This window comes from Actinoplanes flavus, from assembly GCF_017592555.1.
In the GTDB taxonomy this organism is placed as follows: Bacteria; Actinomycetota; Actinomycetes; order Mycobacteriales; family Micromonosporaceae; genus Actinoplanes; species Actinoplanes flavus.
This window is the reverse complement of record NZ_JAGFNS010000012.1, coordinates 153257-179346: the sequence shown is the minus strand read 5'-3', so window position 1 is coordinate 179346 and position 26090 is coordinate 153257. Positions and strand designations below refer to the sequence as shown.

The window sequence follows — 26090 nt, the reverse complement described above, 5'->3', positions numbered from 1 at the left end:
TCCCTTCGGTCGGTCACGCCCGAGCCCCGATGAGGTGCTCGATGGCGAGCTGGTTCAGCTTGACGAAGCCGTAGCCCTGCGCGCCGGCGGCGTCGGCGTCGAAGTCCTCGAACGCGCTGCGGTCGGCCAGCAGGTCGGCGTAGCTCTCGCCCGGGTTCAGGGTCGGCGTGCTCAGTTCGGCCACCTTGGACGCGGCCAGCGCCGCCTGCACCTCGGGGTCCGCGCGGAACGCCTTGGCCCGCTCCTTGAGCAGCAGGTACATCCGGATGTTGGCCTTGGCCGACTCCCAGACGCCGTCGAAGTCCTCGGTACGCGAGGGCTTGTAGTCGAAGTGGCGCGGGCCCTCGTAGGCCGGGCCGCCGTCCGGGCCGTTCTCCAGGAGGTCGACCAGGGAGAACGCGCTGAGCAGGTCACCGTGACCGAAGACCAGGTCCTGGTCGTACTTGGGGCCGTGCTGCCCGTTCAGGTCGATGTGGAAGAGCTTCTTGTGCCACAGCGCCTGGGCGATGCCCTGGGTGAAGTTCAGACCGGCCATCTGCTCGTGGCCGACCTCCGGGTTGATGCCGAACAGCTCGGGGCGCTCCAGCTCCTGCGTGAACGCGATGGCGTGGCCGGCGGTCGGGAGCAGGATGTCGCCGCGGGGCTCGTTGGGCTTGGGCTCGATGGCGAAGCGGAAGCCGTAGCCACGGTCCTCCGAGTACTGCGCCAGCAGGTTGAGCGCCTCCCGGTAGCGGTCGAGCGCGGCCTTCACGTCCTTGGCCGAGTCGTACTCCGCACCCTCGCGGCCGCCCCACAGCACCAGGGTCTTGGCGCCCAGCTCCGCGCCGAGGTCCATCTGCCGCAGCACCTTGCGGACCGCATACCGCCGGACGTTGCGGTCGTTGCTGGTGAAGCCGCCGTCCTTGAACACCGGGTGGGTGAACAGGTTGGTGGTGATCATGGGAACGATCAGGCCGGTCTCGTCGAGCGCCTTCTTGAAGCCCGCGACGATGCCGTCCCGGGTCTGCGCGTCGGCGCCGAACGGCACCAGGTCGTCGTCGTGGAACGTGATGCCGTAGGCGCCGATCTCGGCGAGCTTGTGGACCGCCTCGACCGGGTCGAGCGCGGGCCGGGTCGCGTCGCCGAACGGGTCGCGGGCCTGCCAGCCGACGGTCCAGAGACCGAAGGAGAACTTGTCTTCGCGTGTGGCCTGCACGGACACGGGTTACCTCCCCGAAATTGTTTAGTGGTTGAATTATTTGGCTGGGGTATGGCACTGTCAAGGGCGTGTTGAGCCCATCCACGACACCGGTTCGCCAGGCAAGCGTGCGGGCCCATAATCTCGCGCTGGTGCTGCAAACAGTCGCGAACAGCACAAATCAGCCATCACGTGCGGCGGTGTCCGCGGCCACCGGGCTCACCCGCGCGACCGTTTCCGCCCTTGTCGACGACCTGGTGGCGGGCGGCCTGCTGGTCGAGGTCGACCCGCCGCCGCGCACCGGCGCGGGCCGGCCCGCGGTCGGGCTCACCCTCACCTCCACCGGGCCCGCCGGGCTGGGGCTCGAGATCAACGTCGACTACCTGGCCGCCTGCGTGGTGGACCTGACCGGCGCGGTGCGGCAGCGCTTCGTCGAGCACGCCGACCAGCGTCCCGCCGACCCGGCACGGGCCCTGGCCACGCTCGGCGCGCTGGCCGCCCGGGCCCGGCTCGCCGCCGAGGCCGACGGGCTGACCGTCGCCGGGGCGGCGCTGGCGGTGCCCGGCCTGGTGGCCGGTGGCGGCCTGGTCCGGGTGGCGCCCAACCTCGGCTGGCAGGACATCGACGCGGTCGCCGAACTGCATCGCGTACCGGAGCTGGCCGGCCTGCCCGTCACCGTGGACAACGAGGCCAACCTGGCCGCCCTCGGCGAGCTGCGGGTGACCGGCGGCGACCCCACCTTCCTCTACATCTCCGGCGAGATCGGCATCGGCGCCGGGCTGGTCCTCGACGGCGAGCTCTACCGGGGGGTGCGCGGCTGGAGCGGGGAGATCGGGCACGTCACCGTCTACCCCGACGGGCGGCCGTGCCGTTGCGGCTCACGGGGCTGCCTGGAGCAGTACGCCGGCCAGGAGGCCCTGGAGTCCGGTGAGCCGCTCGCCGCGGCGGCGCTCGGGATCGCCCTGTCCGCGGTGGTCAACCTGCTCGACGTACCGGTGATCGTGCTCGGTGGGGCGTACGCCCCGATCTTCGAAAGGCTGCGGGAGGGCATCGAGGCCGAGCTGCGGCAGCGGGTCCTCACGTCGGGTCTCGCGCCGGTCGTGCTGCGCCCGGCGGCGCTCGGCGCCGACGCGGCCATGCGCGGCGCGGCGGACGCGATCATCCGGGCGGTCCGGGAGAATCCCGCGACCTGGCTCCGTCGCTCTTCCGAGCGGTACGCGTAAAGCCGCCCCCACCGCACGGAAACGGCCGCCGCCCCGAGGGGACGACGGCCGTTCTCAGTAGGGTCCGCGCCGGGTCAGCTGACGCCGGTCCGGCTGCCGATGGCCTGGGCGAAGATCGCGGTGATCTTGGTGGGGTCCTCGGCCGGGAACACGCCGCTGCCCTTCACCACGCCGCTGATCTCCTTCAGCTCGTCCAGGTTGACGTCCGGGCCGACGGCGATGAGCACCAGCCGGATCGGCGTCTTCGGGTCCTGAGCCTTCTTGAGCGCGGACAGGAGCTGCGGCCGGGTCATGCCGTCGGCGTTCTGGTTCTCACCGTCGGTGAAGAGGATGACCGAGTTCGACTTGTTCTGGGCGTAGTTCGCCTTCACGTGGTTGTAGGCGTCCAGGATCGTGTCGTAGAGACCGGTGCCGCCGTTCGTCGGGTCCAGCCGGCCGATCGAGTCCTGCACCTCCTGACGGGAGGTGGCCAGCGACTTGATCGGGACCAACTGCTCCCACGGCTGCTTGCCCTTCAGCCGGGTGGAGAAGCGCCACACACCGACCGACCACTTGTTGCTGAACAGCGACAGACCGACGCTCGCCGCAGCCTGGGTGACCTGGGCGCGGGTCTTGCCACCGGCGGTCGGCACCGGGTCGCCCATCGAGCCGGAGACGTCGAAGACGGTGAGGGCCTGACCGGGCTTGGTGAGGGCGATCCAGCTACCCACCACCTGGCTCAGCTCGGCACCGGTGACGCCACCCGCGGCAGCGCCGCCGTCCGCGGCCTTGGTGGCCGAGGCGGTGACCGCCGGCGAGGCCTGCGGGGCGCCCATCGGGGCGTTGAAGGCCGCGCCGTAGGTGCCGTCCGGCGCCCGCAGACCGACCGCTGCCAGCGCGTCCTTGGCGCCGCTCTCGGCGAGCTGCTTGAGCAGGCCCTCGGCGGCGGCCGACTTCTGCTGGTCCACCACCTGCGGCATGATCGTGTACGGGTAGTCCAGCGGCGCCGGGGACGGCTCCAGGTAGATGGCGCTGAGCTGCACGGCCGGGCGCTGGGCGTTGTAGGCGACCACGTCCTCCTCGGAGAGCGGCGCGATGGCCACCGAGTCGGGGTTGGTGAGTTCGCCGATCGACTTCGGGAACTTCGCCAGCAGCTCCTCGCGCAGCTTGAACTTGTTCTGCGACACGGCGGTCAGCGCGCGGGTCTTCGCCTGGAGGGCGGCGGGCGACGCGTTGCCGGTCGCCTGGTTCATCGCCACGAGGCTGGTCAGACCGGACGCGTCCACGGTCGGGTCCATGATCCCCACCGAGAGCGGCTCGGCGGCGCTGAAGTTGCCGACCAGCTCGGTCCAGCCGATCTTCTTGTCCGGCCAGCCCATCTTGGTGGCGATCGGCTCGGGCGCGGCGAGCACGAGTGGGCTCTGCGCGACCGAGGTGACCTTGCTCGGCAGGAAGCCGGCGGCCTCCTGCTGCAGGCGCATCAGCCAGGCCGACGAGTCCGGGATCCACACGTCGGGCACCTGGACCGCATCTGGTGCGGTGTCCAGACCCACGAGGGTCACGGCGTGGTCGCGGGACACGGCGCCGGCGATGGTCGACGAGACCTCCTCGGCGACGGTCACCTGAACACAGGTCCCGTCCACCTCGGCGCCCGCGGCGCTCCACTGCTTGGCGACGTTGTCGACGGCAGGGGCGATCTCGGGAGAGGCGGTGACGGTGAGGTTCACTGCTCCGGAGCACTCGGAGTCGGCGACCTGCTGGTAACCGATCCACGTCCCCGCAATTACGACGACTATCGCCATCGCACCTCCGACGACGCCCGCTCCCTTGGAGTTGAAGTTTCTACGATGGCGGCCAGACACGCGCTCCATAGTGCGCATGTCCGAAGCTGAATGCCATATACGTTCGGACGAAAATTACTCAGATTGGCGCTTCCTGATCTAGAAAACACGAAGCGTGATGACGCCGTTCCGATCGGTATCGAGATCCACCCGCGGCGTGCCGGATTTGCCCCAGGGAATCACCGACACGCCGCAATGCCTGATCTAACCTATGGCCTGATCACTACCGGATTCCAGCGATGTAGGCAGGTCGGTGTCGGTTCGCCGGTCGGTTCACCCTGGACACCGGGAATTCCGGTGTCCGGATCGATGCGGAAAACGGTCACGGTGTGTGAACGCTGATTGGTTACGTAGAGGTGATCTCCGAGCAGGACCATGTGCCTCGGCCACACCCCTCCGGTGGGCACCTCGGCGACCAGCGTGGCCTGCTCGCCGTCCCAGGAGAAGACCGAGACGGTGTCCGGGCCCCGGTTCGCCACATAGACGAACCTGCCGTCCCGGCCCATCGTGATCTCCGACGGGTAGACCGCGCCGGACGACGTGCTCGACGGCGTCTCGCCCCACGATTCGAGCGTGGGACCACCCGCCGGGCGGTACCACGCGAGGTTTCCGGTCAGCTCGCCGACCAGCAGCAGGGCGCCGTCGGCCGAGTGGAGCATGTGCCGCGGGCCGGTGCCCGGCTTCGCCTCCACGGCCGGCTCCGGCAGGCCCAGCCGGCCCGAGTTGGGGTCCAGCCGGGAACGCCACACCCGGTCCGAGCCCAGGTCGGAGATCAGCACGTCGGGGCCGTTGCTCTCCGGAACCACCTGGTGGGCGTGTGGTCCGGCCTGACGCTCCGCGTCCGGCCCGCCGCCGGTCAGGGTGAGCAGATCGCTGCGCTCCCCGGGGGCGCCTTCGGCGTCGAGAGGATGTACGGACACCGAGCCGCTCGCGTAGTTCGCCACCACGAGGTGCCGGCCGTCCGCCGTGACGGCCAGGTGACACGGGTCCGAGCCGCCGGTCGGGCGGACCGCCAGCGGGATCAGCGAGCAGTCCTCGGCCACCGTGAAGGCCGAGACGCTGCCCTGGTCCAGCTCGTTCACGGCGTACAGGACCGGGAGTGTGGGGTGCTGTGCCAGGAAGGAGGGCGACGGGGTGCGCGCGACCAACCCGAGCCGGATCAGATCCCCGGTCGCCGGGTCACGCCGTAGCAGCGTGATGCCGTCACCCTCGCCTCCCTTGTCACCGGTGTAGCACCCGACGAAGACGTATTCATCGCTGGAACCCATGCCCCGATCCCACCACAGGATCGGGCGTTCGCACGGCAGCATCACCGCGGCCGGCGGCGCGGACCCCCGTTGTCGCCCGCGCCGCCGGTGGCGGTGATCCCGCGCCGGCCCGGAGGTCAGCCGTTCAGCATGTCGTAGACGTCGGCCGGAGCGGCCACCCCGTCGGTCGGGGCGGTCACCGGGGCGGCGGTGCCGTACTGGTCGTAGACGACCTCGTAGGTGGCGGCCTTGGCCTTGCCGGCCGCCGGGATCGTGACGAGCGCCCTGGTGATCCGGCCCTCGGCGTCCAGGGTCAGCTCCAACGGCACGGACTTGGCCTGCTCGCCCAGCGCGGCCAGGGTGTCGGCGTCGACGATCTCGGCCTCGGTCGACCTGGTCAGGTCGGTGGTGCCGGCGTAGACGCCCTTGCCGGTCTCCTTGAGGTCCGCGGCGGCCCGCAGCAGGTCGCTGACGTAGCCGGGGTCGGACTCGCCCTGGTAGGTGAAGTCCTCGCCGGAGTCCGCGGCGAGCTTCGTCTGGTCCAGCTTCATCCACTTCTTCGGCAGCTTCGGCAGACCGGACCCGGCGCCCGCGTTCTTGAAGGCGATCTTGGTCCAGGCTTCGTCGCCGACGACCAGGAACTTCATGCTCAGGGTGATGTCGCTGTCCGGGATCTTCTCCTGGGCCTCGGTGGTGAGGGCCCGGTGCGGGCCGTCGACCACACCGGAGAGCGGCTGCTGGCCGCCCTTGATGACGTAGTGGAACACCGGGGTCTCGGTGGTCGGGACACCCTCGGCCAGCGTGGTGGCCGCGGAGACCTGCGCGACCGTCTCCTCGACGGCCTCGCCCACGCCGCATCCGGTCAGCGTCACGCCGACGATCAACAGGGTGCTCGCTGTCTTGGTGAGAACGTTCATCGCTTCGTCTTTCCTCGAACGTACGGGGTTGATGGACGAAGCCTCCGGAAGACCGCTGCCGATGCGCTGCGGCTATGCTGCTGCCGGCTGCGGTTCCGCTGCCATGGGGGGAAACTGCTGCTCAACAGGGGGGTGCTGGGGTGACCGTCCACCCGGCGGCCGACCCGCTGCGGTTCGAGATCCTGGGCGTCGTCCGCGCGCTCCGGGACGGTGCGCCGCTCGATCTGGGGCCGGCGAAGCAGCGCGCGGTCCTGGCCGTCCTGCTGCTCAACCCCGGCAAGCCGGTGCCCGTCCACCGGATCGTGGACGCGGTCTGGGGTGACGTCCCCCCGGAGAACGGCACCAACGTGGTGCAGAAGTACGTGGCCGGCCTGCGCCGGGTGCTCGATCCGGACCGCAGCCCGCGCACTCCCGGCGAGCTGATCGCGCTGACCGACGGTGGGTACGTGCTGCGCGTCGGCGCCCTGGACGCCGAGGACTTCCGCACCGGACTGGCCCGGGCCGACGCGGAGCGCCGTGGCGGCGATCTCGAGGAGGCCGCCCGCCGGGCCCGGGTCGCGCTCGACCTGTGGCATGGCGAGGCGCTCAGCGGCCTCACCGGCGGCGTCTTCGAGGCCGCCCGGCTGCGGCTGAGCGAGGAGCGGGCCAGCGCCTGGGAACTGTGGGCCGAGATCGAACTGTCCCGGGGCGGGTTCGCCGGCCTGGTCTCCGAACTGTCCCGCCTGGTCCAGGAATTCCCGCTGCGGGAGGGCCTGCGGGCGCAGCTGATGATCGCGCTGTACCGCAGCGGGCGGCAGGCCGAGGCGCTGGCCGCGTTCCGGGACGCCCGGGAGTACTTCCTGGACGAGCTGGGCGCCGAACCCGGCGAGCGGCTCCAGGAGACGCACCGGCGGATCCTGCGCAACGAGCCGTTCTACGCCGAACCGGTCGACCCGTGGGCCGACCGCGCCGAACCCACGCCACCGCCGTCGTCCCCGGCGCCGCCACCACCGCCGCCGGCCGCCGACCCGGTGCCGGCGCAGCCGTGGTCACCGCCGCCGTACGGGCCCGCGATCGCCTACCAGCCGCCGGCCGTGATGCCGGGTCACCTGATGTCGCCGCGCCGGACCGGCATCCCGGTGGCCGAGGCCGTGGTGGCCGGGATCCTGCCGGTGGTCACCTGCTCGATGGGCGCCTGGGCGTACTTCGTCTACGCGGCGTTCCAGCGGCGCACCCCGCGGGACGTGCTCACCGCGGCGTTCTACGTGGCCGCGTTCCTCGCCGTCATCTTCTTCCTGGCGATCGACCCGAGTGACCTGGACAGCGAGACCACCTCCGCGGCCGAGGACATCGGGTTCACCCTGGCGTTCCTGACCATCCCGGTCGCCGCGGTGCACGGCGCGATCCTCGCCTGCCATCCCGGCGACACCCGGGGCGCCCGCACCAGGAGGCAACTGGCCCGGCAGTTCGCGGCGGTCCACCCGGGCGGCGCCCGGCAGGCCGGGATCGGGCGGCCCGATCTGCTGCGGTCGTTCGACGACGGCGGGCTGGTCGACCTGAACCACGCGCCACCGCAGGAGATCGCCCGGCTGCGCGGCGTCACCCCGATCGAGGCGCACCGGATCGCCCTCGACCGGTACGAGCGGGGGCCCTACCACAGCCCGGACGATCTGGCCCGGCGCGGACTGCTGACCGACCGCACGCTGCACCGGATCCAGCCGTGGCTGATCTGCGTCCCGCCCGGGCAGGCCGCCCCGCCTCCGGCGATCCGCTAGCGGCGGGCCGCGGTCGTCAGCTGACGGCGGGCCACGTACTCCACCAGCTCGATCAGCACGTTGCGGGCGGCCACCTGGTCGCGGGCGTCGAAGAGGACCACCGGGACACCCGGGTCCAGGTCGAGGGCCCGGGCCACCGCCTCCGGGGCGAACCGGTGCTGCTCGTCGAAGCAGTTCACCGCCACCACGAACGGGGTGCCCCGCTGCTCGAAGTAGTCGATCGACGGGAAGCAGTCGGCCAGCCGCCGGGTGTCGGCCAGCACCACCGCGCCGAGCGCACCCTGGGACAGCTCGTCCCACAGAAACCAGAACCGGTCCTGGCCGGGCGTGCCGAACAGGTAGAGCTGCAGGTCCTCGGTGATGGTGATCCGGCCGAAGTCCATGGTGACCGTCGTGGTGGTCTTACCCTCCACACCGGAGACGTCGTCGGCACCCTCCGCCCCGGTGAGGACCTCCTCGGTCTGCAACGGGCGGATCTCACTGACCGACCCGACCATGGTGGTCTTGCCCGCGCCGAACCCACCGGCGATGAGAATCTTGAGAGCGACGGGGATGCGCGACGAGCCGTTACGGTCAGAGCGCACGGAGTCCATTGACAACCGCCTTGAGTACGTCGACGTCATGCGGCTGCGACGCCGCCGGGGGTTCGTACAGCGAGATGAGACCCGCTGAGCGTAGATCACCGAGTAACACCCGGATCACACCGAGTGCCAGATCCAGCTGGGAGGCCAGCTCCACCACGGAGATCGGCTCCCAGGCCGCGGCCACGATGGCGTGGTGCTCCGGCTGCAGGTGCTGACCGGGTGGCATGTCGGGCACGGTCGCCACGACGAACGCCACCAGGTCGAAGTCACAGTCGGCCGGGGCGACGCGTCCCTGGGTCATCGCGTAGGGACGCACCACCGGGCCCGCCTCGTTGTCCAGCCAGTCGTGGGTCACTCGCGGCTGCTCAAAGGACGTCGGACGGTGTCAGCACCGACCGCTCGGGGGCGGCCATGGTCTGGCCCACCCGGGTGACCAGCATGGCCATCTCGTAGGCGATCAGGCCGAGGTCGGCATCGGCGGAGGCCAGCACGGCCAGGCAGGCGCCCTGGCCCGCGGCCGTGACGAAGAGGAAGGCCTCCTCCATCTCCACCACCGTCTGCCGGACCTGACCGGCCCGGAAATGCCGGCTCGCCCCCTTGGCCAGGCTCTGGAAGCCGGCCGCCATGGCCGACAGGTGCTCCGCGTCCTCCCGGCTCATCGCCGCGGAGGCTCCGAGCATCAGCCCGTCGGCCGAGAGCACCACCGCCTGCTGCGCGGTTGGCACCCGCTCGACCAGGTCGTCGAGGAGCCAGGTGAGATTCGCGCTCTGCTTCGTCTGTGCCACTTATGCGTCCTTCTCCAGCAAGAGGTTCTCCCCGGGACCTTCGGCGTGGTCGCCGCTCACGCCGACCTCCGGCCCGGATGGTGCGTTCTCGTTCTCCCCGGCCGTCGGCGGGGCCGGGAGACTGACGGTAGCCGCATCGTCGGGCGTCACATCGTTGGGTGCTCCGGCGTGTCCGGCGGCCGATTCGGCGCGGGCCGCGTCGACGCGACCGCGGGTGGTGCCGAGCTGTAGTGCGCTCATCAGCGTACGGACCTGCTCCGGGCTGCGAGGCGGTGCGGTAGACGGTGGCTCCTCGGCCGGCGGCGCCTGCCGCAACTGCGGCGCCAGGCTGGCCTGACGGACCCGGCGGGGCAGCCCGTCCTCGCCGGTCACGCAGCCGGACAGGTCCGGCAGGGACACGGTCGTCTCGGTGTCCTCCGTCGACGGAGTCTCCAGAGCCGGCGCCTCGGCGGTCGACGGTGCCTCGAGATCCGGCACCTCGAGATCCGGCACCTCGAGATCCGGCGCGTCGAGAGCCGGCGGCGCCGAGTTGCGGGGCACCGCCCGCGGCGCGGCCGGCAGCCCGGCGGCCAGTTCGTCCAGCACCGACAGGTCGATCGTCTGGTCCGCGACGTCGGTGGGCGGGACGGCGGGCGGCGGGGTGGCCGACTTCCGGGTGCGCTTGCGCTGCACCAGGCCCTCGGCGCTCAACTCCGCCGCGACCGTGCTCGGCGCCGGTCCGGTGAGCTCGGCGGCCGCCCGGTGGTGCCCGTTCACGGCGACGCCGTCGTACGCCGGCTTCTCGCCCTCGACGGCGGCCCGGCGGCCGGACGTGGTGATCTGCTTCAGCTCGCCGGTGCCCTGCCACTGGAGTGCCGCGAGCGACCGGGACGGGTCCTCGGTGCCGGTGCCGACCAGCGGGCCGGGGGTGGAGCCGTTGGCCGGCCGTCCGCCGCCCGGTCCGCCGGTCACCAGGTCGCCGGGGATCAGCGCCACGGCGGTCACCCCGCCGTACGCCGACGCGCGCAGCGACACCCGGATGCCGTGCCGGTGGGCGAGCTGGGCCACCACGAACAGGCCGAGCCGGGCGCTGTCCGCCGGGTCGAAGTCCGGTGGCTCGGCGAGGCGGCGGTTGGTCTGCTCCAGCGCCTCGGGCGACATGCCCAGGCCGCGGTCCTCGATCTCGACGGCGTACCCGTTCGGCAGCATCTGGCCGATGACCTGGACCCGGGTGTGCGGCGGCGAGTAGGAGGCGGCGTTCTCGATCAGCTCGGCGAGCAGGTGGATGACGTCACCCACCGCGCGGCCGGACAGGGCGGCCGTCGGGATCGAGCGGATGTCGACCCGCTTGTAGTCCTCCACCTCGCTGATCGCGCCACGAACCACGTCGATCACCGGAACCGGGTTGCGCCAGCCCCGGCCGGGCGCCGCGCCGGCCAGGATGACCAGGTCCTCGGCGTGCCGCCGCATACGGGTGGCCAGGTGGTCGACCCGGTAGAGGTCCTCCAGCTCCTGCGGGTCGGTCTCCCGGCGCTCCATCCGGTCGAGCAGCGAGAGCTGACGGTGCAGCAGCGTCTGCGAGCGCCGGGCGATGTTGAGGAACACCTCGTTGATACCGCGCCGGACGTTCGCCTCCTCGACCGCGGACTGCACGGCCGTACGCTGAACGTCGTTGAACGCGGTCCCGAGCTGGCCGATCTCGTCGAGCCCGTACTCCAGCGGGGGTGTCTCCACCTCGACGTCGACGGTCTCGCCGCGCTGCAACCGCCGGACCACCGACGGCAGGCGTTCCGAGGCGAGTTCCAGCGCGTCGCGGCGCAGCCGGATCAGGCGGCCCACGATCGAGCGGCCGAGGCGGACCGAGACGTAGACGGACGCGCCCAGCGCGAACAGGCCGAGCAGGGCGCCGACCGCGAGTTTGCCGATGATGTCGATCGCGTACGGCATCGCGTCCTCGGCCACGTCGTCGACCACCCGCATGGTGAAGTCGCGCATCTCCTGGGACACGAAGTCGTACTCGGCCTGCCAGGTGACGCCGTTCACCGGGGGCGGACCGCCGGAGTAGCGCTCGGCGAGCAGCGCGTTGGTCAGCTCGTCGATCTTGATGAAGCTGGGGTGGGTGATCAGCCGCGCGTAGTCGCCCTTGGCCCGCTCGGGCATGTCCGCGACACCGGCGCTGATCAGGTAGCGGGAGGTCCCGACGTACAGGATCACGGTTTCCCGGGTCTTGGCGTCGATCCGCCCCTCGGCGTTGGCGCCGGCCAGTAAAGCATCGATCCGGCTCAGGTACTCCAGGCCGCGGAAGGCGTTGATCAGGCCACGGACCTCGCGGTCGACCCGGTCGTGGAAGAAGACGGCCGCCGACCGGGAGACCTCGAACGCCGACTCGATGATCCGGTCGAAATCCTGGGCGGTGTAGAAGTAGCTGGTCTTCCGCTCGTCGACCTCTTGGCGGATCCGGCCGAGCTCGTCCAGCTCGGCGAGCAGGGCGTCGACGCGGACGGTGACGTCCTCGCTGGCGTCCGCCTTCCGGGCGGCGGCCCGCACCTCGCCGACCAGCCGGTCGGTCATCACCCGCTCCTGGGCCAGCTCGGTCTTCGCCGGACGGGTGGTGGCCTGGTAGATGGCGGAGTAGTGGCGTTCGCGCTGCAACTGGTTGATCAGCCGCATCCCTGGGTCGCCGAGCGTGAGAACCGACTCGCGGGCGTCGAGCAGATGGGTCGCGGGTCCCGCGGTCACCGAGGTCGCGAAGATCCAGAGGGCCAGCACCGCGGACAGCGGCACCGCGACCATCGCGATGATCTTCGAACGGATCGACCAGTTACGGCTTCTCATCAGGCTCCGCCCGAGGGGTTCGGCAGGGAACGACCAGCGCGCCACCCGTAGCACCGGCCGGTCGGAGGGGGATGACCGGCACACCCGTGGGCACGCTTGCGGAAGAATACGTAATGACGTCCGTCTCAGCTAGTTCCCGAAACCGCTCCACCGGCCGTCTTGCTCCTGTTTGTCCAGCCAGAACGCCCTCACGATCTTTTTCGCTAGATCGTCGGTCTTACGACAGTGGCGTCCCGCTCCCGGTTCGGTCGTCCCCTTATTCCGTGCGAGGTGATTGGCGCGTGGTATCGGGTGGGAATACAGGCGGTGGAAGAAGGAGGAACCTGATGTCCACCACCGCCACCATCGTCCTGATAGTCGTCGTCCTCCTGGTGCTGGCCGCGGTCGTGGTCGGTGTCCAGGCCGCGCGCCGCCGCCGGCTGCGGCAGACCTTCGGCCCGGAGTACGACCGCGTGGTCGCCGACACCGGCAGCCGCTCCGAGGCCGAGAAGGAGTTGCTCGAACGCACCAAGCGGCACGCGAAGCTGGAGATCCGGCCGCTCTCCGCCGAGTCGCGGACCCGGTACTCGGCGGCCTGGGAAGAGGTTCAGATCCAGTTCGTGGACAGCCCGAAGGAGGCGGTGGCGACCGCCGACGAGCTGGTCACCCGGCTGATCGCCGAGCGCGGTTACCCGACCGGCGACTACGACGAGCGGCTCGCCGACCTGTCCGTGGAGCACGCCGCCACCCTGGAGCACTACCGCTCCGCCCACGAGATCAGCGTCCGCAGCCGGGACGGCCGGGCCGAGACCGAGGACCTGCGCCAGGCGCTCGTCCACTACCGCGCCCTCTTCGCCGATCTGCTCGGCGAGGACCCGGTCGCGCACCCCACCCCCACCGCCCCCGAGACCGACGCCACCAGCCGCTGAGGAGCCCCCACGATGCGCTTCTTCTCCAACGAGGCCAACGAGGCCGACGAGACCGACCAGGCCGACCGGACCAACCCGACCGACCGGACCAACCAGACCGACCGGGCCGACCAGGCCAAGGAACACGACAGCGCGAACGGGACCGCCCCGCGGCCGGTCCCGCAGCAGCGGGCCGGATCCCCGTGGGAGCCGGGGCCGGACCAGCAGGCTGTCGAGCCCGACCGGCAGCCCGCCGCGGTGGGTGACGACCCGGACCGCACCGACCGGATCCCCACCGCCGCCGCCGAGCCGGCCGCCGACCGTACCGTCGCTTTCGAGGACGGCACCGCCAAGGCCGACGGGCACAAGGACGACGGGCACAAGGACGACGGGCACAAGGACGACGCCGTGGTGGACGGCGCGCTCGAGGACCGGGGCACCTTCGACGACCCGCACCTGCCCGAGGAGGACGACTCCGCTGTGGAGGAGCCGCGGCGCACCGCGGACGAGCCGGTCACCGGCCCGGTGGCGCTCTTCCCGGGCGGCGACGTCGAGTCGCTGCGGGAGCGGTGGCGCGACATCCAGCTGCGTTTCGTCGACGACCCGAAGGCGGCCACCGGCGAGGCGGCCGGACTGGTGGACGAGGCGGTCGACAAGCTGGCCAAGGCGCTGCGCGACCACCGCGGCTCGCTGTCCACCGGCACCGACGAGACCGAGGCGCTGCGTGTCGAGCTGCGTAGCTACCGGGACATTCTGGACCGGCTGCTGGGCCTCTGACCGCCGCGCACGAGGAACACGATGAAGGGGAGCCGCGAACGGCTCCCCTTCATCGTGCCGACGGATCCGGTTCGGCGCTGGTCTCCGGCCCGGAGAGCTCGGGTGACGGCGACACCGGCGCGGTGCTGGGCGGCGGCGCGGACGGTGAGGTCGACGGCGACGCCGGCGGAGACGACGACGGCGAGGCCGGCGGCGGGGAGGGCTGCACCGGTTCGAGTGTCGTGGGACTCGCCGTGGCGGCGTGCCTCGGCTTCGCGGGCGCCGTCGACGTGGGCCGGTGGTACGGCGTGAACGGGAAGGTGGACATCGGATCGACGGCCGGGTCACCCGCGCCGGCGCCGCCGAAGTCCATGTCGACGCCGGGGAACTGCTCGTTCACCGGGGCGGGCCGCTGGCTGGGCGCCAGGTTGACCGCACCGAGCTGCGCGCCGAGCCACAGGGCGGGACCCAGTCCGACCGACACGATCGCCCCGAAGAGTGCCAACGGACCTCGTTCCATGACGGCCCCTCCCCCGCGCCCGAGACGATCGTCGCGCCTCACTCCGGCACCTGCTACCCAATTCGGACGCCGGCCAAGCAGACAATCGCTGGAGTTATTGTGACCCGAAGTGACGTAACGGTTGCGGATTCGTCGTACAGGCGACTCGGGTCAGCGGGTTCCGGCCAGGAAGGTGACGGCCTCGTCCCAGGCCGCCCAGCCTCCGGGCAGCTCATCGGCGTCGAGGGCGGGGCGCAGGGACAGGTTGCCGCCGTCCCGCAGGCCGATCACCCACCCCTTGCGGCGTCCCGGTAGGACGGTCACCCCGGCGACGTCGGCGAACGGCACGAAACGGCGAAGCTCCTGATCGGAATCGGGCTCGGCGGGCGGTTCGGCGCCGGCCGGGACACCGTCGGCCGCGATCCGGGTCAGCCGGCGTTTCGCCTCGACGCCCCGGCCGCGCGGCAGGCCCGGCACCAGCAGCAGGCCCAGGTCGGTGATCAGCAGATCGGTACGCGTGCCGTCCGCGGACAGGTTGACCAGACCGCCGAGCACCCGGGCGCGGGCCGCGGCGCGCTGGTCCGCGCGCGCCGCCAGGTCGAAGCCGTTCTCGGTCAGGTAGGTCCGGACCGCCTCGGTGGTCTCCGGGTCGGCGGCCGCGGCGGCGAGTTCGGCGAGGTTCAGGTTGGCGCCGTCGACGGCGACCACCTCGGCCGCGCCGGTCCAGCTGTGCCGCCAGCGGGCCACGCCGCCGCGCAGCGCGGCGAGGGCCAGCATGAGCCCGAGCAGGTCGACGATCCGCCCGGTGATCTCCTCCGGTGACGCGTCCGGGAAGACGGCGCCGGCCGCGGCGCGCAGCCGGCCGTCGGCGACCAGGGTGAGCAGATGCGCGGCGTCCGGAACGGCCGCGTCCGAGGCGCGCGAGATCGCCGCGAGGGCGGCTTCCGCTTCCCGTTCCATCTCCGTGGTACGGGCGAAGCTGAGGCATTCGTCCCAGCTCACCACGGTGCGGCCGCGTGGCGGGAAGGCCACCGCCTGGAGTGCCCGCCCGAGCGCCGGCAGATCGGGGACGAGTTCCTCCTCCGGTTCCACCGGTTCGTCCCCGGCCTTCTCCTGCGCCTTCTCGTCCTTCTCCTCCGCCTTCTCCTCGGCGGCGTCCTCCGCGGAGGACGGCTCTTCGGGAGCGGCATCGGCCGGGGAGGGTCGCGGGGTCAGGGCCGCCACCCGCTCGGCCAGCGGCGGATGGGTGTCCCACGGACCGCTCGGCTCCGGCTCGGTGGCCCGCAGCATGCTCATCTCCACCGACCGGGCGGCCAGCACCCGCAACAGCCCGCCGAACACGTCGTCCGGCACGTAACCGGCCTGCCACCCGGGCCCCACGTATTCGGCGTGGAACAGGCGCTGCATCCCGGCCAGCGCGGGCAGGTCCCGTAGCGCGGCCACGGTCTCGTCCGCCCCGGCGTGGTCGGCCGCGATCCGGTCGGCGGCCAGTTCCTGAGCGCGGCTGAACGGGGCGTCCATCCGGCGGTAGAACGCCGCGTACGCGCGGAGCACCGCCCCGGCCGGGTTGCGCCGGGAGATCCGCGGCGCCGTCCGGCCGACCGCGACCCGCCCGCGGTAGGCGAGCGGCGCCCACCGGCCGAGCTTCGGCGAGCCGTGCGCCAGCTCGTGCGCGACCACCGCCCGGAGCCGGGCCGGCGGAAGCGCCTGGAGCAGCGGCAGGCCCAGGTAGAGGTCGCGGCGCCCGCCGATCAGGCCGAGCACCCGGGTGCGCTCGCCGAGGACCGCGGTGGCGTCGGCGACCACGGTGACCCCGTCCGGCGGGCGGACCCCGGCGGCCACGGCGGCACCGTCGATCAGCTCCCACAGTTTCGGGGCCTGCTGCCGGGTGACCGCCACCCCGGCCGGGGTACGCCGGCGGGTGTGCAGGGCCCGCCAGGTCCCGTACCCGAGGGCGCCGACGGTGGCGATGCTCAGCGGCATCCCGGCCCGCAGCGCGACCGCGCCGGGCAGCACCGACAGGACCGTCCAGAGGAGCAGCAGCACGGCGGCGAGCTGGAGCCCGGCGACGACCGGGAACCCGGCCAGCGCGATGGCCGACCGCGCCGCCACCGGTGGTGCATTCCTACTCAAGCCGCACTCCTCCCGCAGATCGGCCACCCAGCGTAGGGCCAAAACCGTACGTAACCGTTTCGTGCCCGGACTGCTGGTTATACGAAGCGGTATGGCTGACCTCGATCAGACACTGGCCGTCGCCCTGAAGGGGTACGCGTGGCTGCCCGATCTGCGCCGCCGGGCGGGTGGCGGCGCGGTGCGGACCCGGGTGCTGGGCCGGCCGGCCGTCGGCATCTGCGGCCCGTCCGCGGCGCAGTTCTTCTACGGCACCGGCAACGTGGAGCGGCACACGGCGCTGCCGGAACTCGCGGTGCGGACCCTCTTCGGCCGCGGTGGGGTGCAGACCCTGGACGGGTCGGCGCACCGGCACCGGAAGGCGCTGTTCACGTCGCTGCTGACGGACGACGGCGCCGACCGGCTGGCGGAATTGGCCGGGGAGGAGTTCGACTCGGCCGCCGAACGGTGGCGGGGCGGTCCGCCGGTGCGGCTCTTCGACGAGTCGACCCGGATCATCGCCGCCGCGGTGTCGCGCTGGGTGGGCGTACCCCTGCGGGAGCGTGAGGTGAATGCCCTGGCCAGGCATTGCGCGTCGATGGTCGACGGGTTCGCGACGGTCGGGCCGCGCACCGCGCGGGCTTTCGCGGCACGCCGCCGGGAGGAGCGGCGATTTTCCACAATCATTTCAACGGTACGGGCGAAGCCTCGCTCGGACACCGCCCTGTCCGCCGTGGCGCACCACACCGAGGACGGCGCCCGGCTGGATCCGCGGGTGGCCGCCGTCGAGCTGCTGAACATCATCCGCCCGACCATCGCAGTGGCCTGGTACCTGGTGTTCGCGGCGCATGCCATGGACATGTGGCCGCGTCACCAGGCCCGGATCTGCTCCGGCGACGAGGAGTACACCGAGGCGTTCGTGCAGGAGGTGCGGCGGTTCTACCCGTTCGCCCCGTTCCTCGGTGGCCGGGCCGTCCGGGACGCCTTCTTCCAGGGCGAGCCGATCCCGACCGGGACGCTGGTGCTGCTCGACGTCTACGGGCAGAACCACGACCCGCAGCTGTGGCCGGACCCGTACGCGTTCTCGCCGGAGCGGTTCCTCGGCCGGGAGACCGGCGACTTCGACCTGATCCCGCAGGGCGGCGGGGATCCCCGGACCGGGCACCGCTGCCCGGGCGAGAAGATCACCGTCGCCGTGCTCGGCGCCCTGGTCCGGCGGCTCGCGGCGCTGGACCACTATCTGCCGCCGCAGAACACCGCGATCGACCTGTCCCGGATTCCGGCGCTGCCCCGCGACCGGATCCAGGTGGTCGTCCCGGAGCACGCGGTGATCCGCCCGGTCAGTGCCAGTCGATCTCGGGCGTTCGATGGAAGGTGATCCCGGCGGCGGTCCAGCGCGGCCCGAAGGCGGCCAGCCGCTCCCGGAACGACGTCCAGTCCCGGCTTCCGCGCGGTGACCAGGCCACCTCGGCCACCGCGGGCAGCCGGGGGAAGGTCAGGTAGCGCACGTCGTCGACGCTGCGCAGGGTCTCCGACCAGAGCGGCGCCTCGACGCCGAGGATCGCCTCCTCGCCGACTCCGGGCAGCCGCTCCGCCGGGTCCCAGTCGTACGCCCGCTCGACCGTCAGGTGCCCGGCCCAGTCCAGCCCGAGCGGGCTCGCGGCGTCGTACTTCATGTCGAGGTAGGTGCGGTCGGCCGGGGAGACGATGACGCGCCGGCCGGACGCCGCGGCCCGGGCCACCGCCTCGTCGGACTCCTCGATCCGCCAGAACTGCACGATCGCGGTCTCCGGCAGGTCGACGGCGGCGATCTCGTGCCAGCCGATGACGCTCTTGCCGTGGGCGGCCGGGATCGGCAGCACCCGGTCCAGGAAGGCGCGGTAGTCGCCCGGCGGCGTGGCCATGCACTCGTCGCCGCCGATGTGCAGGTAGGGGCCGGGGGTCAGGTCGGCGACCGTCTTCAGGACGGCCTCGACGAAGGTGTACGTCTCCTCCTTGCCGGCCACCAGCGAGCTGTAACCCACCTCGGCGTCGGTGCGCGGCGCGACCGGCTGCCCGTCGGCGGTCAGCTCGGGGTAGGCGACCTGCACCGCGTTCACGTGGCCGGGCATGTCGATCTCCGGCACCACGGTGACGAACCGGTCGGCGGCGTAGGCGACCAGGCCGGAGTACTCGGCGCAGGTCAGGAAACCCGAGCCGGCCCCGTCCACACCGGTGCCCGGGCCGCCGCCGACCTCGGTGAGCCGGGGCCAGCCGGGGATCTCCAGCCGCCAGCCCTGGTCGTCGGTGAGATGCAGGTGCAGATGATTGATCTTGAACTGGACCAGCAGGTCGATGTGCGCCCGCACCTCGTCCGGGGTGAAGAAGTGCCGGGCCAGGTCGAGCATGGCGCCCCGGTAGGCGTACCGCGGGTGGTCCTCGACGACACCGCCGGGCAGCACCGGGCCGAGCTGGCGCAGCGTCTGCACGCCCCAGAAGACGCCCGCCGGGGCGCCGCCGGCGAGGGTCACGCGGTCCGCGGTGATCTCCAGCCGGTAGCCCTCGGCGGGCAGTTCCGGGTCCAGGCTCAGGCGGATCGCGCCGTCCGGCGACAGCGGCAGGCCGAGGTGCGCGGCGACGTCCGTCAGCTCCGGCGGCGCGCTGACGGCCGTACCGGAATTGATGGGAAACGTCGCGTCCGAGACGGGCCGCACCGAGGCCGGCCGAGGGATAACATCGCCGAGTTGCACCGTCCGCTCGCTCACTCTGAAGATTGTAAACAGTTTTCCCATGACGATCACCACACGCTTCGCCACCCAGGGTGACGAGCAGTCGCTGCATGATCTGGCCGCCCGCACGTTCGGCCTGGCCTGTCCGCCCGGGACGGCGCAGGCCGACATCGACGCGTTCGTGGCCGCGCACCTGTCGGTGGAGAGCTTCGGCCGCTACCTCGCCGACCCGGGGCGGATTCTGCTGCTGGTGTCGGTCGACGATCATCCGGTGGGCTATTCGATGCTGGTCGGGGGCCCGATCGGCGACCCGGACGTGGCACGGGTGGTGGACGCGGCGACCAGCATCGAGCTGAGCAAGTTCTATCTGGCGCCGGAGCGGCACGGCGGCGGCGCGGCGGCCGAGCTGATGACCGGCACCCTGCACGCCGCGGCGAAGACCGGCGCGGCGACCTGCTGGCTCGGCGTCAACCAGCGGAACGAGCGGGCCGCCCGGTTCTACGCCAAGCACGGCTTCGAGGTGGTAGGGGTGAAACGGTTCCGGGTCGGTTCCGAGTGGCACGACGACCACATCCGGCAGCGCGGCCTATCCTCCGTCCATGGCTGAGGTGCGGGCGGCGACCGGCTCCGACGTGGCGGCGATCCGCGACATCTGTACGCGGGGCTACCTGACCACCTACCCGGACCTGCTGTCGCCGGAGTTCATCGAGCGGATGCTCATCGAGTTCTACAACGCCGAGCGGGTGGCCAGGGAGATCACCGCGACTCCCCCGGGCTGGCTCGGCTACCAGGTGGCCGAGGAGGACGGCCGGGTGGTCGGCGCGGCCGGCGGCGGGCTCACCGCGCCCGGCGTGGGCGAGCTGTTCGTGCTCTACCTGGACCCGGACGAGCGCGGTCGCGGTCTCGGCACGCTGCTGCTGGACCGGATCACCGACCAGATCCGGCAGCTGGGCGCGACCGAGATGTGGGTGGCCGCGCTGGAGGGCAACGAGCTCGGCATCCCGTTCTACGAGGCGCGCGGCTTCCGCCGGGTGGAGCGGCGCCGCACCTACGGCTCCACCGAGGCCGACAACGCCTGGTCCTGGCGCTTCTCCCGGACCATCTGAAGATTTCGTGAACCCGATCCCGCGCCGCGGGCATCAACTGGTGTGACCGACCTGATGCACATCGCCGACGACGTGCTGATCCGGGAATCGCTACGGGATCCGGAACAGTTCGCGCCGCTCTTCGACCGGCACGCGGTGGCGATCCACCGCTATCTCGCCCGCCGGATCGGGGCGCCCGCGGACGACCTGCTCGCCGAGACGTTCCTGATCGCCTTCCGCAGGCGCGACTCGTACCGGCCGATCGGCCTGGAGGTCCGCGCCTGGCTCTTCGGCATCGCCACCAACGTGCTGCACCGGCACGTCCGGCAGGAGGAGCGGCACTACCGGGCGCTGGCCCGGGCCGCCGGGGAACAGCCGCGCCCGCACACCGACGACTCCGCCGACGACCGGGTGGACGCCGTGGCGCTGCGCGCCGACCTCGCCGCGGCGCTGGCGAGACTCAAGGCCCGGGACCGCGACGCGCTGTTGCTGCTCGCCTATGCCCAGCTTTCGTACGCGGAGATCGCGGCCGCCCTGGACATCCCGGTCGGCACCGTCCGCTCCCGTATCAACCGGGCCCGCAAGGTGACCCGTGCCGTGCTCGCGCCCCTGGAGGTGGAGAAGTGAACGACATCGAACTGCTCGACGCGTACGGCCCGGACGCCGCTCCGCCCTCGGACGCCGTGCTGAACGCGGCCCGCGCCCGGCTGCTCGACGCCGAGGCCCCCCGCCCCCTTGCCGCCCGGCGCCCGTTCACCAGGCGCGTGGCGCTGGCCGGGCTGGGCCTGGCGATGGCCGTGGCGGTCGCCGGGGTCACGCTGCCCCGCTGGGGCCGTCCCGCGGACCCGGCGCCCACCACCGCCACCACCACCGAGGCCGGCCCGATCCGGCTGGTGGCGGCGCGCGCCCCGGAGTTCCCGTACACGCTGTCCGGTCTCGGCGAGGCGACCTTCACCGCCAACCCGGGCGACCCGGTGATCGCGGTCTACCTGGCCGGCGACGGCAGCGACGTCTACCTGACCAGCACGGAGAAGGACTACGACAAGAGATTCCTGGGGATCGGCGAGCACGACGTCGAGGTGGGCGGCCGCCCGGGCCGGATCATCGAGTCCACCGGGTCGTCGGCCGACGGTGGCGCTCTGCCGCTGGTCCTGGTCTGGGAGCACCGGCCCGGTGAGTGGCTGCGCCTGACCGGTCAGGGCCGGTACGCCACCGACGAGGCGCTGATCGAGCTGGCCGGACGGGTCGAGGACAAGCCGCAGCGGCTGCGGTTCGAGGTCACCGTGGGCCTCGTCCCGGACGGCTGGGAGCTGGCCGCCTTCAAGAACGAGAGCATCCTGATGTACCGCGATCCGGCCCATCCGGAGATCGACCTCCAGGTGCAGTGGGCGCCGGAGTCGGCGCCGCTCTTCCAGGACGAGCAGGTGCAGGGTCTCCAGAGGCAGCGGCGGGTGACGGTCCAGGGACGGCCGGCCGACCTCTTCCAGGCCTACGAGTTCTGGATGGTTCAGGCGCGGCTCGCGGACCGCTCGATCGTCCGGGTCATGACGCCCCGGTCGTTCACCGCGAAGCAGGCGCTCGAGGTCGCCGAGTCGGTTCGGCGCGCCGGCTAGATTTTCATCGAGATTTATATAAGCGCCCGGTTAAAGGTGACGGAGTCTTGTCGTACCCGGTCGCTATTTTCTTCACTGCGGACCGGCGCCACGGGGGCGCCGGTCCGTCCACAGCCGCCTATGCGGCGCCACGCAGCAGCGTCTCGCCCGCCCGGCGCACCCGTTCCCGCAGCTCGTCCGGGGATTCCACGGTGAAGGGCGCGTTCAGCACCCCGAGCACCATGACCGGCCAGCCCAGGTCGTCGATGTTCATCCGCAACCGGCAGCCGCCCTCCGGCAGTTCCTCCACCTCGCCCCAGTTGCCGACGAAACCGCGGATCGTGGCCACGTCGGTCTGCACCACGACCGACACCGCGTACCGGTTCGGGATGGTCCGCATCCGGGAGCGCAGCCACCGCACCGGGTCGCCGCCGGGCAGCTCGCGAGGGCGGAACCGGGCGCCGGTCGGCTGCGGGCCGGTCAGCCGGTCCAGGCGGAAACTACGCCAGTCGCCACGGTCCAGGTCCCAGGCGATCAGATACCACCGCCGGCCCAGCGAGACGAGGCGGTGCGGCTCGACGTGGCGGCGGGCGGACTCGCCCTGCCGCGGGGTGTAGTCGAACCGCAACCTCTCCTCACCCCGGCAGGCCATCGCGCAGGTGGTCAGGGTGAAGGCGTCGAGGACCGGGCCGCCACCGAACACACCCGGGGCGGTGACCGCCTGGAGGGCGTCGATCCGGCGCCTGAGCCGGGGTGGGAGCAGCTGGATCACCTTGGCGAGCGCGCGGACCGAGGTCTCCTCGAAGCCGGCCACCGCGCCGGCGGCGGCGCTGCGCAGCCCGACCGCGATGGCGACCGCCTCCTCGTCGTCGAGCAGCAGGGGCGGCATGGCCGCGCCGGCCTGCAACTGGTAGCCGCCGGCCACCCCGCGTGAGGCGTCCACCGGATAGCCCAGCTCGCGCAGCCGGTCGACGTCCCGGCGCAGCGTGCGGGCGCTGACCTCGAGGCGCTCGGCGAGTTCCGAGCCGGGCCAGTAGCGATGTGTCTGCAGCAGCGACAGGAGCCGCAGCATCCGTGCACTCGTATTCGCCATGGCGCCAGACTCCATCGGATTGCGGTCAGAAAGTGGCCGCAGTGAACCCTACCGTCGAGGAATGATCGAGACGCGAGAGCTGACGAAGCACTTCAAGGACGTGCGCGCGGTCGACGGCATCAATCTGACGGTGGCGCGGGGCGAGCTGGTCGCGATGCTCGGCCCGAACGGGGCCGGCAAGTCGACCACCCTGCGGATGCTGACCACCCTCATTCCCCCGACCAGCGGCAGCGCCGAGGTCGCCGGCTTCGACGTGGTCCGCCACCAGCGCGAGGTGCGGCTCCGCATCGGGTACATCGGCCAGGGCAACGGCGCCGGGCACAGTCAGCGCGGCCGGGACGAGCTGATCAGCCAGGGCCGGGCGTACGGCATGGGGGTCCGCGCCGCCCGGGCCCGCGCCGACGAGCTGATCGAGTCGCTCGGCCTCGCCGAGGTGGCGAACCGGACCGTCTCCACCCTCTCCGGCGGCCAGCGGCGCCGGCTGGACATCGCGATGGGCCTCATCCACGCGCCCGAGCTGCTCTTCCTCGACGAACCGTCGACCGGGCTGGACCCGCAGAACCGGGCCAACCTCCAGGAGCACATCCTGCGGCTGCGCGCCGAGCACGGAACCACCATCGTGCTCACCACGCACTACCTCGACGAGGCCGACTCGATGGCGGAGCGGGTGATCGTGATCGACCACGGCCGGATCATCGCCGACGACACGCCCCGGCAGCTCAAGGCGAAGCACGTCGGCGACCGGGTGATCCTGGGCTTCGCCGGCCCCGCCGAGGCGGCCGCGGCGGCGCGCGCGTCCGGCGGCGAACAGCGCGGCGACCGGGTGCGGATCACCACCGACGACGGGCCCCGGCTCGCCGCCCGCCTGGCCGCCCTCGGTCCGGACTCGATCGAGGTCGTCCGCCCGACCCTGGACGACGTCTTCCTCACCCTGACCGGCCGCAGCCTGCGCGAGGACGCCAGCACGCCGGAATCCGAACTCGTGGAGGCCTGATCATGACATCGCTCGTCACCGACACCCGGGTGGTCTTCAGCCGGGAGCTGCGGCCGGTCCTCCGTGACCCGTTCACCGTGATCTTCTCGATGATCCAGCCGCTGTTCTTCCTGGGCCTGTTCGCGCCGCTGCTGCCCGATGCACCGGACGGCGGCTCCTCGTTGCAGTGGTTCGTGCCCGGGATCATCGTGATGTCCTGCCTCTTCGGCTCCTCGATGACCGGCTCCAACCTGCTCTTCGAGATGCAGACCGGCTCGCACGAGCGGATGCTGGTCACCCCGCTGCGGCGGCCCGCGCTGCTGATCGGGCGGGCGCTCAAGGAGATCGTGCCGATGATCGCGCAGGCCGCCCTCATCGTGGCCGTCTGCGTCCCGTTCGGCTTCGAGCTGCACCTCGCCGGGGCGCTGCTCGGGCTGGTCGTCCTGGCCGGGTTCTGCGTCGGGCTGGGCGCGCTGTCGTACACGCTGGCGCTGGCCTCCAAGAACAAGGAGTGGCTCTTCTGGACGGTCCAGCAGACCCTGCTGTTCCCGCTGCTCCTGCTGGCCGGCGTGCTGCTCCCGATCGAGAACGGGCCGGGCTGGTTGCAGACCCTGTCCCGGATCAATCCCATGACGTACGTGGTGGACGCCGAACGGGCGCTGTTCAACGGCGAGGTGCTGGCCCGCACCACGCTCGACGGACTGGTCGCGGCCGTACTGGTCGGGTTGCTCGGCCTGGCCGTCGGAGTCCGTGCCATGCGGCGCTCCGACTGAGCCGCGCTTTCCCCGGCCCGCTACCTTGTGCCTCGCAGTCGAATGCGTGCGGGAAGGTGGCGGGCCGATGCTCGGTCGGAGTGACGACTCAGCCGGACGACGGCGCCTGGTGCGCCCGCCCCGCCTCGGTGACCTGCCGCACGCGATCGGCCGTCTCCTGAGCGGCATCACCCGGCCGGTCGCGGTGGCCGGCCCGGTTCCCCGCGGTGGCAACCCGGACGCGGTGGTCGACTGCGCGGTGTATGCGAACGGTCTGCGGCGCGGCGGTTCCGCGCCGGTCTCCTACCCGGAGGCGGCCCGGCAGGCCCGGCGCCGCCGCGGCACCTTCCTCTGGCTCGGCCTGCACGAACCGGATCTGGCCACGATGCGGCCGGTGGCCGAGGTGTTCGGCCTGCACGAGCTGCTGGTCGAGCAGGCCGTCGCGGGCGGGCACCGGCCCGGCGTGCAGACCCTGGGCGACGTGACCCGGCTGGTGCTGCGCACCGCGCGGTACGTCGAGCACGACCGTCTCACCGCCACGTCCGAGGTGGTGGAGACCGGGGACGTCACCGTCCTGGTCGGCCCGTGGTTCGCGATCACGGTGCGGCACGGCCCGGTCGGCCCGCTCTGGGCGGTGCGCAAGGAGCTGGAGGCCCGCCCCGAGGTGCTGCGGCAGGGCCCGTGGTCGGTGGCGTACGCGGTGGGCAGCCGGATGGTGGACAGCTACCTGGACGTGGCCGAGCACGTCGAACGGGATCTGGAACGCATCGAGGAGGAGACCTTCGCCTCCGAGCGCACCGGCGAGTTCGCCCACATCTACCAGCTGAAGCGGGAGATGGTGGAGTTCAAGCGGGCGGTGCTGCCGCTGGCCGAGCCGCTGACCCGGCTGCTCGAATCGCGTGTCCTGCCGCCCGGGCTGCGGCCGTACCTGGAGGACGTGCGGGGGCGGCTGGGGCGGGCCGCGGACCGGGTCGGCGGCTTCGACGACCTGGTGAACTCGATCCTCCAGGCGCGGCTGGCCCAGGTGTCGGTCGACCAGAACCACGACATGCGCAAGATCGCCGCGTGGGCCGCGATCGCCGCGGTGCCGACCGTGATCGCCGGCGTCTTCGGGATGAACTTCGACGTCATGCCGGGCACCGGGGCGACGTACGGCTTCTACGTCTCGATCGCGGCCATGCTGCTGATCGGCGGGGGCGTCTACCACCGCCTCAAGAAGTCGGGTTGGCTGTGATCGGCGCAGTCACTCAGAGTTATAGAGATGGAAATCACAATCTGCCGCGCGGTCTGATTCGGCGCCGATCAACGCGGTGAA

General features: G+C 72.0%; 24 protein-coding genes. 12 read left to right on the top strand and 12 right to left on the bottom strand.

Annotated elements, in window-relative coordinates:
* Nucleotides 1-13: 13 nt before the first annotated feature.
* On the bottom strand, nt 14-1201 hold the full coding sequence (gene xylA / locus J5X75_RS19910; protein ID WP_208468902.1) for a xylose isomerase: 1188 nt from the start codon (nt 1199-1201) through the stop codon (nt 14-16).
* 128 nt (nt 1202-1329) lie between these two features.
* Between xylA and J5X75_RS19905 the strand changes: the two genes are divergently transcribed.
* On the top strand, nt 1330-2400 hold the full coding sequence (locus tag J5X75_RS19905; RefSeq protein ID WP_443607218.1) for an ROK family protein: 1071 nt from the start codon (nt 1330-1332) through the stop codon (nt 2398-2400).
* Nucleotides 2401-2474: 74 nt separating this feature from the next.
* Here the strand turns inward: J5X75_RS19905 and J5X75_RS19900 are convergent, their stop codons facing one another.
* The 3 genes from J5X75_RS19900 to J5X75_RS19890 all read right to left on the bottom strand — a co-directional run bounded on the left by J5X75_RS19900 (nt 2475) and on the right by J5X75_RS19890 (nt 6384).
* Complete coding sequence (locus J5X75_RS19900; RefSeq protein WP_208468900.1) at nt 2475-4181, bottom strand: VWA domain-containing protein; 1707 nt, start codon at nt 4179-4181, stop codon at nt 2475-2477.
* A gap of 248 nt (nt 4182-4429) precedes the next feature.
* On the bottom strand, nt 4430-5488 hold the full coding sequence (locus J5X75_RS19895) for a lactonase family protein (RefSeq protein ID WP_208468899.1): 1059 nt from the start codon (nt 5486-5488) through the stop codon (nt 4430-4432).
* Between the two features lie 116 nt (nt 5489-5604).
* Nucleotides 5605-6384: a hypothetical protein gene (locus J5X75_RS19890; RefSeq protein ID WP_208468898.1), complete on the bottom strand. Its 780-nt coding sequence runs from the start codon at nt 6382-6384 to the stop codon at nt 5605-5607.
* Nucleotides 6385-6524: 140 nt separating this feature from the next.
* On the opposite strand from J5X75_RS19890, the gene J5X75_RS19885 reads away from it, so the two are divergent.
* Nucleotides 6525-8138 (top strand): AfsR/SARP family transcriptional regulator, encoded by a 1614-nt coding sequence (locus tag J5X75_RS19885; protein ID WP_208468897.1) that lies wholly within the window; start codon nt 6525-6527, stop codon nt 8136-8138.
* On the opposite strand, the gene J5X75_RS19880 is transcribed toward J5X75_RS19885, so the two are convergent.
* From J5X75_RS19880 to J5X75_RS19865, 4 genes are all read right to left on the bottom strand, one after another.
* Complete coding sequence (locus J5X75_RS19880) at nt 8135-8731, bottom strand: GTP-binding protein (protein ID WP_208468896.1); 597 nt, start codon at nt 8729-8731, stop codon at nt 8135-8137. The two genes, J5X75_RS19885 and J5X75_RS19880, sit on opposite strands and share 4 nt — an antisense overlap.
* Entirely contained in the window at nt 8712-9023 is a 312-nt protein-coding gene (locus J5X75_RS19875; protein WP_229795301.1) for a DUF742 domain-containing protein, read from the bottom strand. The genes J5X75_RS19880 and J5X75_RS19875 overlap by 20 nt, the downstream gene beginning before the upstream one ends.
* 64 nt (nt 9024-9087) lie before the next feature.
* Nucleotides 9088-9507 carry a roadblock/LC7 domain-containing protein gene (locus J5X75_RS19870; protein ID WP_183224812.1) on the bottom strand — a complete coding sequence of 140 codons (420 nt, stop codon included), beginning with the start codon at nt 9505-9507 and terminating at the stop codon, nt 9088-9090.
* Nucleotides 9508-12321 (bottom strand): sensor histidine kinase, encoded by a 2814-nt coding sequence (locus J5X75_RS19865; RefSeq protein WP_208468894.1) that lies wholly within the window; start codon nt 12319-12321, stop codon nt 9508-9510.
* A 326-nt stretch (nt 12322-12647) separates the two neighbouring features.
* Here J5X75_RS19865 and J5X75_RS19860 point away from each other — a divergent pair, with 326 nt between their 5' ends.
* Entirely contained in the window at nt 12648-13229 is a 582-nt protein-coding gene (locus J5X75_RS19860) for a hypothetical protein (RefSeq protein ID WP_208468893.1), read from the top strand.
* Between the two features lie 12 nt (nt 13230-13241).
* The gene (locus J5X75_RS19855; RefSeq protein ID WP_208468892.1) at nt 13242-13985 is read left to right on the top strand and encodes a hypothetical protein; all 744 of its coding nucleotides are present in this window, start codon (nt 13242-13244) and stop codon (nt 13983-13985) included.
* Nucleotides 13986-14034: 49 nt separating this feature from the next.
* On the opposite strand, the gene J5X75_RS19850 is transcribed toward J5X75_RS19855, so the two are convergent.
* Nucleotides 14035-14484: a hypothetical protein gene (locus J5X75_RS19850; RefSeq protein WP_208468891.1), complete on the bottom strand. Its 450-nt coding sequence runs from the start codon at nt 14482-14484 to the stop codon at nt 14035-14037.
* A 150-nt stretch (nt 14485-14634) separates the two neighbouring features.
* Nucleotides 14635-16596, bottom strand: coding sequence for a M48 family metallopeptidase (locus J5X75_RS19845; RefSeq protein ID WP_238488538.1), 1962 nt, complete (start codon nt 16594-16596; stop codon nt 14635-14637).
* A 91-nt stretch (nt 16597-16687) separates the two neighbouring features.
* Between J5X75_RS19845 and J5X75_RS19840 the strand changes: the two genes are divergently transcribed.
* Complete coding sequence (locus tag J5X75_RS19840) at nt 16688-17950, top strand: cytochrome P450 (RefSeq protein WP_208468890.1); 1263 nt, start codon at nt 16688-16690, stop codon at nt 17948-17950.
* Here the strand turns inward: J5X75_RS19840 and J5X75_RS19835 are convergent.
* A complete protein-coding gene (locus J5X75_RS19835; RefSeq protein ID WP_307798166.1) occupies nt 17913-19316 on the bottom strand; it encodes a beta-N-acetylhexosaminidase in 1404 nt (467 codons plus the stop codon). The genes J5X75_RS19840 and J5X75_RS19835 overlap by 38 nt on opposite strands.
* Before the next feature lie 25 nt (nt 19317-19341).
* On the opposite strand from J5X75_RS19835, the gene J5X75_RS19830 reads away from it, so the two are divergent.
* Genes J5X75_RS19830 through J5X75_RS19815 form a run of 4 tightly spaced genes read left to right on the top strand, consistent with a single transcriptional unit; the run spans nt 19342 to nt 21978 of the window.
* Nucleotides 19342-19887, top strand: coding sequence for a GNAT family N-acetyltransferase (locus J5X75_RS19830; protein ID WP_208468888.1), 546 nt, complete (start codon nt 19342-19344; stop codon nt 19885-19887).
* Entirely contained in the window at nt 19880-20386 is a 507-nt protein-coding gene (locus J5X75_RS19825) for a GNAT family N-acetyltransferase (protein WP_208468887.1), read from the top strand. The genes J5X75_RS19830 and J5X75_RS19825 overlap by 8 nt, the downstream gene beginning before the upstream one ends.
* A gap of 54 nt (nt 20387-20440) precedes the next feature.
* The gene (locus J5X75_RS19820; protein WP_208468992.1) at nt 20441-20992 is read left to right on the top strand and encodes an RNA polymerase sigma factor; all 552 of its coding nucleotides are present in this window, start codon (nt 20441-20443) and stop codon (nt 20990-20992) included.
* Nucleotides 20989-21978, top strand: a complete 990-nt coding sequence (locus J5X75_RS19815) for a hypothetical protein (RefSeq protein WP_208468886.1) — start codon at nt 20989-20991, stop codon at nt 21976-21978. Before J5X75_RS19820 ends, J5X75_RS19815 begins: the two co-directional genes overlap by 4 nt.
* A gap of 118 nt (nt 21979-22096) precedes the next feature.
* On the opposite strand, the gene J5X75_RS19810 is transcribed toward J5X75_RS19815, so the two are convergent.
* Nucleotides 22097-23050, bottom strand: coding sequence for a helix-turn-helix transcriptional regulator (locus J5X75_RS19810; RefSeq protein ID WP_208468885.1), 954 nt, complete (start codon nt 23048-23050; stop codon nt 22097-22099).
* A gap of 61 nt (nt 23051-23111) precedes the next feature.
* Here J5X75_RS19810 and J5X75_RS19805 point away from each other — a divergent pair, with 61 nt between their 5' ends.
* The 3 genes from J5X75_RS19805 to J5X75_RS19795 all read left to right on the top strand — a co-directional run bounded on the left by J5X75_RS19805 (nt 23112) and on the right by J5X75_RS19795 (nt 26009).
* A complete protein-coding gene (locus J5X75_RS19805; protein WP_208468884.1) occupies nt 23112-24044 on the top strand; it encodes an ABC transporter ATP-binding protein in 933 nt (310 codons plus the stop codon).
* 2 nt (nt 24045-24046) lie between these two features.
* Nucleotides 24047-24796, top strand: a complete 750-nt coding sequence (locus J5X75_RS19800) for an ABC transporter permease (protein ID WP_208468883.1) — start codon at nt 24047-24049, stop codon at nt 24794-24796.
* A gap of 67 nt (nt 24797-24863) precedes the next feature.
* The gene (locus J5X75_RS19795) at nt 24864-26009 is read left to right on the top strand and encodes a magnesium and cobalt transport protein CorA (protein WP_208468882.1); all 1146 of its coding nucleotides are present in this window, start codon (nt 24864-24866) and stop codon (nt 26007-26009) included.
* Nucleotides 26010-26090: the final 81 nt, after the last annotated feature.